Origin of the sequence: Nostoc sp. (genome assembly GCF_035638895.1) — a bacterium.
Lineage (GTDB): Bacteria > Cyanobacteriota > Cyanobacteriia > Cyanobacteriales > Nostocaceae > Nostoc.
The window spans coordinates 1-6,415 of record NZ_DASQZC010000707.1; the positions used below are offsets into that span (position 1 = coordinate 1).

A 6,415-nucleotide genomic window follows, 5' to 3' on the forward strand; every position below is an offset into this window, starting at 1 on the left:
GTTTTATTAAATTCGAGCAAATGTCAAAAAATGAGCGAACGGACAGTCTAAACTCCAGTACAAAGTTTTATTTGATTTTTTTAAATAAAATAAACTTGTATTTAAATTATAAATAAACGTAAAAAAATAGAAGGACGTAAAGAAAAAAGGAAAACATCATGAACTTTAGAAAACTGAAGGCAGGTATTGCCACGCTCGCACTTCTTGAATTATTTTTGCTAAGTTCACCATTTATAAAGGTAGCAGGTGCTTCACTCCCCACCAGCCAAGCTTTTCGACAGGTCAAGTTGAAAAAACTCTCAACTGAAAGGGAAAAAATATTATCGTCAGCCAAGATTAACAATAAAAAAATCTTACTTAGCAGAACACAGAGCCTTAACTGGAGTGGTTGGAGCGAAGTATCTGGAAATGGCATCACTAACTTAGCAGATACCGCTACTTTCTACAACAACAAACTTTATCTGTTTGGTATAGGCACTGACGATCGCCACTATGTAAACGTATACGACTCTAATGGCTGGAGTGGTTGGAGTGAAGTACCTGGCAATGGCATCACTAAATTATCAGATACCGCTACTGTCTACAACAACAAACTTTATCTGTTTGGTATAGGCACTGACGGTCGCCACTATGTAAATGTCGGTCAATGAAACTACTATAGCGATCCGATATTGATTTTTTCAAAAATCTAAGTATATGTAGGGTGTGTTACGGCTTCCGTAACGCACCATCCGAAGGTTTTGGTGCGTTAGCCTACGGCATAACACACCCTACGTGTATTTCAAAAATCAAATATGAGTCCTATAGTACAGTACGGCGGAAATAAGTAGACCATTAAATAGCCAAAACTTTGCCCTTGTATGACCATTTAAAAGGTTTAGCCATTGTTTGGTTAAAGTAGTCAATAAAATCTCCGATTCTATTTTTAAAATCATTTAAATAAACAGTCGCTAAATAAATAACCCGAAACCCTCTCCCTAAGAGCTATTCAGACCTGAAGAATGTGCTTGGGTAGGTTAATTAAACCGCATGAAGTTCCAACGAATGAATCAGATTCCAGGGTGTCAAAACTTGCGATCGCATTCTCGGAATTTTTTCGGGTTGAACCAGTTTATGTCTTCTGTAAACCTTCTGTGATAAGCATTTGTGCCTTTATAAATCTGAATATCAACAAAATTGAGCGAACCGACCGTAAAGACAGCAGTCTCAACTAGGCTAATAGACCCTGCGTTGAAAATTGAAAGTCGGGAGTAGGGAAATCCGAATAAGAAAATGGGGGCAAACAACGCTCAAAAAAGGTGCGATCGCCTAAGTTATGCTTTTAAAATCCTAATTGGTATCATGCCCTTCTATGTTCTCCGGGTTTATTCTAGGAAACAGAGGGTTAGGCTGTATTAACCACTATCATCATTTCAGATACTAACATCGAAGAATTACCAATTATGCTAGAACAAGGCACTATCAGTATTCATACTGAGAATATTTTCCCGATCATCAAAAAATCGCTTTACTCAGATCACCAAATCTTCTTGCGGGAGCTGGTTTCCAACGCTGTAGACGCTATCCAAAAGCTGAAAATGGTATCCCGCGCCGGAGACTACACTGGAGATATCGGCGAACCAGAAATTGAAATTGCCATTGACAAAGATAACAAAACCCTATCCATCTCCGATAACGGTATCGGGATGACCGCAGATGAAGTTAAGAAATATATCAATCAAGTTGCCTTTTCTAGTGCTGAAGAATTTATTCATAAGTATGAAGGCAAATCAGATCAACCGATAATTGGTCACTTCGGACTTGGTTTTTACTCTTCCTTCATGGTGGCGCAAAAGGTAGAGATTGATACACTGTCATACCAAGAAGGAGCGCAGGCGGTTCACTGGACTTGCGATGGTTCCCCAGCTTTCACCCTAGAAGAATCGCCCCGGACAACTCGCGGCACTACTATTATTCTCAGCTTACAAGGGGAAGAAGAGGAATTTCTAGAGTCAGCACGGATTAAGAATCTTGTCAAGACCTACTGTGATTTCTTGCCAGTACCAATAAAACTGGAAGGTGAAGTATTAAATAAGCAAAAAGCACCGTGGCGAGAGTCTCCGAGTAATCTGAGTCAAGAAGATTATTTAGAGTTTTATCGCTACTTGTATCCTTTTCAAGAAGAACCTCTATTGTGGGTACATTTAAATACAGATTATCCCTTTATCATCAACGGGATTCTGTATTTCCCCAAAATGAGGCCGGATGTAGATGTTACGAAAGGGCAGATCAAGCTATTTTGCAATCAAGTTTTTGTTAGCGACAACTGCGAAGAAATTATCCCGCAATTTCTCACTCCAATGCGGGGTGTGCTTGATAGTACCGATATTCCCCTGAACGTATCGCGCAGTTCCTTGCAAGGCGATCGCACCGTGCGGAGAATTGGTGATTACATTGCTAAAAAAGTAGGCGATCGCCTCAAAGAACTTTTCCGCGACAACCGCGAACAATACATTAGCGCCTGGAAGGATCTTGGTACTTTTGTAAAATTCGGCGTTCTCAACGACGAGAAATTCAAAAAACAAATCGAAGATATTATCGTCTTCCGCACCACCGCCAAGCTGACAGAAAAAGTTGCTGCTGAAACTCCAGTGGTTGAAGTACAGTCTTCAGAAGGGGATGCTTGGCAAGATGTCACTCCTTCACCCAGTTCTGACTTAGCACCCAGCGCTCCTTATACCACGCTGAAAGAGTACCTCGAACGCAACAAAGAACGTAACGAAAACCGAGTTTTCTACAGCACCGATGAAGCAACCCAAGCTACATACATAGAACTGCATAAAAATCAAGGTTTGGAAGTCCTGTTTATGGACTCCTTCATCGACACCCACTTTATCAACTTCCTAGAGCGGGAATATCAGGATGTCAAGTTTACGCGGGTAGACTCCGATTTAGATAATACTCTGCTGGAACAAGATAAAGATAAGGAAATTGTTGATCCCAAGACGAATAAAACTCGGAGTGAGACAATCAAAGAGTTATTTGAGAAATCTCTCAATAAACCCAAACTCAATATCCGCACCGAAGCTTTAAAATCAGACGATCCTCATGGTACACCACCTGCGATCGTGCTTCTACCAGAGATTCTCCGCCGTATGCGGGAAATGAACGCCATGATGATGCAGCAGCAGTCGGTAGAGTTTCCCGAAGATCACGTTTTGCTGGTGAATACTGCTCACCCGTTGATTCAAAATCTGGCAAATCTTAACCAAGGTACTATTATTCAAGGTGACGGTCAATCCTCTACCGATCAGTTAGTGAACTTGATTTGCCAACACGTTTACGATTTAGCGCTGATGTCTCAAAAAGGATTTGATGCTGAGGGAATGAAATCCTTCGTCGAGCGATCGAATGAGGTACTTACCAAGCTGACAGAACAAGCTAGTAAGTAAGAATAGTTAGGAGTTTTGAGTTTTGAGTTTTGAGTTTGGAGTTATTTCTTCCCCTGCTCCCTCATCTCCCCACTCCCCACTCCCCACTCCCTACTCCCCACTTCTGTTGCCTAAGACCTAAAATGGAAAGGCTGTATTAAAATAACAATCTGGAGATACTTGCTATGTCGCGTCGCTGTGAACTAACTGGTAAGAAGGCAAATAACGCCTTTGCTGTTTCCCACTCCCACCGCCGTACTAAACGCCTTCAGCACGCTAATCTGCAAAGCAAGCGTGTTTGGTGGGAAGCTGGAAATCGTTGGGTGAAGTTAAAGCTGTCTACCAAAGCAATTAAAACCCTACAAATTAATGGGTTAGAAGCAATGGCAAAAGAAGCTGGCATTAACCTAAATCATTACTAAGTGAAATACAGGTGATTAAGGGCGTACAGGTAGCTGTGCGCCCCTAATGCTAATTACATCTTGAGTAGTAGGCTTTTTAATACGCTTCGGATAAGGTTTTTTGATGAAAATTATATATAAAGACGCGATAAATCGCCGTCTCTACAAAAGACTGATTATTGTAAAAACGGCGAGTTATCGCGTCTCTTCCTTTAACTGAACCGTATTGGCTCTGTACCCAAAATTAATTACGAATTATTCAATCATTGCTGTTGTATCTGCTTTTGTACCCAAAGACGAAAAGCCTTGAGCGTTGCATTTCTGCCTGCTGTTGTACTTTGCTCTAGATATTGGGGAATCGTTTCAATTAGTTTAAATTTAGGAAAATTTAGGCTTTGCTGAGACTCTACATAATGCCCGTCTTCCAGAAGATTAATATGGAGCTTTCCTTTATCAAAACGCCAAAGCTCAGGCACTTTTAAAGCTTCATAGATATTAGGATGAGTGCGAGAAGTAATATCAATCTCTAAAGCTAAATCTGGAGGGGGGTCTACTGTTAAATCTAGCCGCTTCTTGCCGCGAATCTTGGATTCATTTTTTATATAGAAACACTGATCAGGTTCTATACCTTTAGCCATTACTTGGTTTTTGAAAGTTGTAGAACCAAGACATCTAAACTCAATATCTAATTCTTCCAAAAGCGCTTTAACTAAATCGCTAATAATTTCTTTATCGTCTTCATGTTCTGGCAGTGGTGCCATAATCTCCAGTATTCCCCTGTCATAAGCAATTCGTGCAGCACGATGCTCACCTAAATCCTCTAGAATTGCTTCTAATTCCTGCCAGGTTACATCTCGCAGTAATACCCTTTGTCCTGGTGGAACATGGATGCGCTTTAATTCCAACAACATCATTTCCACTCCCAGTAGCTCAAACCTAAATTTAGCTTACTCCAGTTAATGCAACAATTGTTTGCTGCAATTTTCCGATGCTTGGATACACAGCAGTTTGTCGTCAGATATCGCCTGCTTAAAAAGCTCTTTATTGAAGTGTAGGGGGCGATCGCTCCTAAAAAAGTGTAATTTAAAAAAAAACCTCTGGAAGCTCCAGAGGCTTTGGTTCCTGATTTAGTTTCTATTGCTTACTACAATTTCTCCTCGGTCATTTCCCGATAATCAAGGAAATTATCACAACTATTCATAACATCACGCTGATTACCAGGAAATCTAGAGGAGGATACCTTGTTAATAGCGCAAATTAATTCTTCACCTGTGGTTGCGAATCAGGAATCGTTACATCTATTGGTGTCACCTTTGCTGCTAGCTGCGTCAATGGCGGTTGAATAGCGGTTTGATTCCCCACCACTAGAGTCACGATCTTTTCTGGCTTGAGGTATTCTCGTGCTACTCGTTGCACATCAGCAGCTGTGGTGGCGGCGATGGCTTTTTGATAGCGAAAGAGAAAATCAGCAGGATAGCCGTAATATTCGTATCGCATCAACCGTGATAAGGTTTGGCTGGGGTCTTGAAAGTTAAATACAAAGGAGTTAAGTGTAGACTCTTTTGCAAAAGCGAGTTCTTTTGCTGTAACTCTTTGAGTTTGGATGCGCTTGATTTCATCTTGTAAGGCTTTGACAAACTGGACGGTAGCATCTGATCGCGTTTGTCCACCAGCAATAAACATGCCAGGATAGTCGTAGCGAGGACTCCACTCGCCATAAACAGAGTAAGCTAAACCTTGACGCGATCGCACTTCATTAAATAAGCGTCCACCAAATCCACTTAACACCCCATTCAATACATCTAGCGCCGGATAATCAGGATTGTCAAACCGTCCACCTAAATGGCCAATAAGCACACTACTTTGTGTTAATTGTGGCTGATTGACAAAAAAGACTCCACCTGTATTAGCTGGCGAAACGTTTGGTAATTTGGGTTTAGCAATACCTGGGTTACGGTTCCAGTCGCCAAAATTAGCTTGAATGAGCGATCGCATTTTCTTAGAGTCAAAATCCCCCACAATCCCTAAAATCATATTATTGGGGTGGAAATATTGCTGATAAAACTTGAGCAAATCCTCACGCTCAACCTGATCCACCGTTGCATACTCTATCGTGCGACCATAAGGACTATCTTTCCCATAGATCAATTTCTTAAATTCTCGACTAGCAATACTATCTGGATCGTCATTGCGACGAGCAATGCCACCCTTAGCCTGTGTCTTAGCCAAGTCTAGCTTTTCTTGAGCAAATACTGGCGATCGCAGCACCTCGGCAAACAGCCCAAACACCGTTTCTAAATCTTCACTCAAAGCATCAAAGCTAGCACCGCCAGAAGCTTCACTAATACTAGCTTCCACAGATGCCGCCCGTTGTTCCAATATCTCGTTGAGTTCATCAGGCGAATGCTTCTTAGTTCCTCCAGTTCGCATCACCGCGCCTGTAAAACCAGCTAAACCAACTTTTTGTCGTGGTTCCAAGCGATTTCCTGTCCGCACAAACGCCGTTCCATTCACCAACGGCAATTCGTGATCTTCCATTAAATAGACAATCAAGCCGTTTTGAAGCACAAACCGCTCATACTTTGGTATCTTAATTTCAGGTAG

Annotated in this window: 5 protein-coding genes; 3 read left to right on the forward strand and 2 right to left on the reverse strand. The window is 41.5% G+C overall.

What is annotated here, in order from left to right:
* The first annotated feature begins 158 nt into the window (after nt 1-158).
* The 3 genes from VE944_RS33560 (at nt 159) to rpmB (ending at nt 3,832) form a co-directional block, all read left to right on the forward strand.
* Nucleotides 159-650 (forward strand): PLL family lectin, encoded by a 492-nt coding sequence (locus VE944_RS33560; RefSeq protein ID WP_324987995.1) that lies wholly within the window; start codon nt 159-161, stop codon nt 648-650.
* Nucleotides 651-1,442: 792 nt separating this feature from the next.
* A complete protein-coding gene (gene htpG / locus VE944_RS33565; RefSeq protein WP_324987998.1) occupies nt 1,443-3,431 on the forward strand; it encodes a molecular chaperone HtpG in 1,989 nt (662 codons plus the stop codon).
* 164 nt (nt 3,432-3,595) lie between these two features.
* A complete protein-coding gene (rpmB, locus tag VE944_RS33570; protein ID WP_109011633.1) occupies nt 3,596-3,832 on the forward strand; it encodes a 50S ribosomal protein L28 in 237 nt (78 codons plus the stop codon).
* Nucleotides 3,833-4,074: 242 nt separating this feature from the next.
* Here rpmB and VE944_RS33575 read toward each other — a convergent pair whose 3' ends face one another.
* The gene (locus VE944_RS33575; protein WP_324988006.1) at nt 4,075-4,722 is read right to left on the reverse strand and encodes a Uma2 family endonuclease; all 648 of its coding nucleotides are present in this window, start codon (nt 4,720-4,722) and stop codon (nt 4,075-4,077) included.
* 346 nt (nt 4,723-5,068) lie between these two features.
* A partial coding sequence (locus VE944_RS33580; RefSeq protein ID WP_324988003.1) for a M16 family metallopeptidase occupies nt 5,069-6,415 on the reverse strand: 1,347 nt, incomplete at its 5' end.

Coding starts and splice junctions, on each gene's coding strand:
- VE944_RS33575 (WP_324988006.1), bottom strand. CDS start 4,722: ATGTTGTTGGAATTAAAGCGCATCCATGTTCCACCAGGACAAAGGGTA.
- VE944_RS33560 (WP_324987995.1), top strand. CDS start 159: ATGAACTTTAGAAAACTGAAGGCAGGTATTGCCACGCTCGCACTTCTT.
- htpG (WP_324987998.1), top strand. CDS start 1,443: ATGCTAGAACAAGGCACTATCAGTATTCATACTGAGAATATTTTCCCG.
- rpmB (WP_109011633.1), top strand. CDS start 3,596: ATGTCGCGTCGCTGTGAACTAACTGGTAAGAAGGCAAATAACGCCTTT.